We start from the raw sequence: 560 nt of genomic DNA on the forward strand, positions 1-560 counted from the left end.
AGTCTCGTGGGCTCGACCCGCCGGACTGATCGACGACCTCGCCGATGACCCCGGAAGGGCGAGGCACCTCGCATCGGGCACGCGCCGCGAAGGCCGGTGTCCCAGCACCGGCCCGATGCTCACACGGTCACCAAGCAACCATGTCAGCACCTGACACTACCGACGACGGCGGTATAGACTCCACGGAAGCGCAAGACCTCAACACCGGCACCACGCTCACGGCGGACGGTCCCGGCGAGTTCTGGTGCCACGCCTGCGGCGCTCGCTGTACCCGCAACCAGTCGAACGGGACCGAGTACGGCCACCTCCTCGACTGCCCCGAGCGGGACCTACCGGACCCGCGAGAGGCCGACGACTGGGAAGGTGGTCCGTTCAGCCGTTCAGTCGGTGAGGGCGTCGTCAAGAGCAAGAAGAGCAGTCAGCTAGCTTCCTGTCTGGAGGCTCGCGACGATGACTGATCGAGTCCACCTCGACAGTCCTCGGTTCCGCCGGCTCGCGAAGGCCTACTCGAACGAGTACCGTCGCCTCATCCTCCTCCTGCTCCACCGAGCCCACGAGAC

General features: G+C 66.6%; 1 protein-coding gene. It reads left to right on the forward strand.

Going from position 1 to position 560, the window contains the following annotated elements; all coding sequences use genetic code 11:
* Positions 1–140: 140 nt before the first annotated feature.
* On the forward strand, positions 141–458 hold the full coding sequence (locus Z052_RS14690) for a hypothetical protein (RefSeq protein ID WP_094534061.1): 318 nt from the start codon (positions 141–143) through the stop codon (positions 456–458).
* Positions 459–560 lie beyond the last annotated feature (102 nt).

The organism is Halorubrum sp. C191 (genome assembly GCF_002727095.1).
GTDB classification, from domain to species: Archaea; Halobacteriota; Halobacteria; order Halobacteriales; family Haloferacaceae; genus Halorubrum; species Halorubrum ezzemoulense.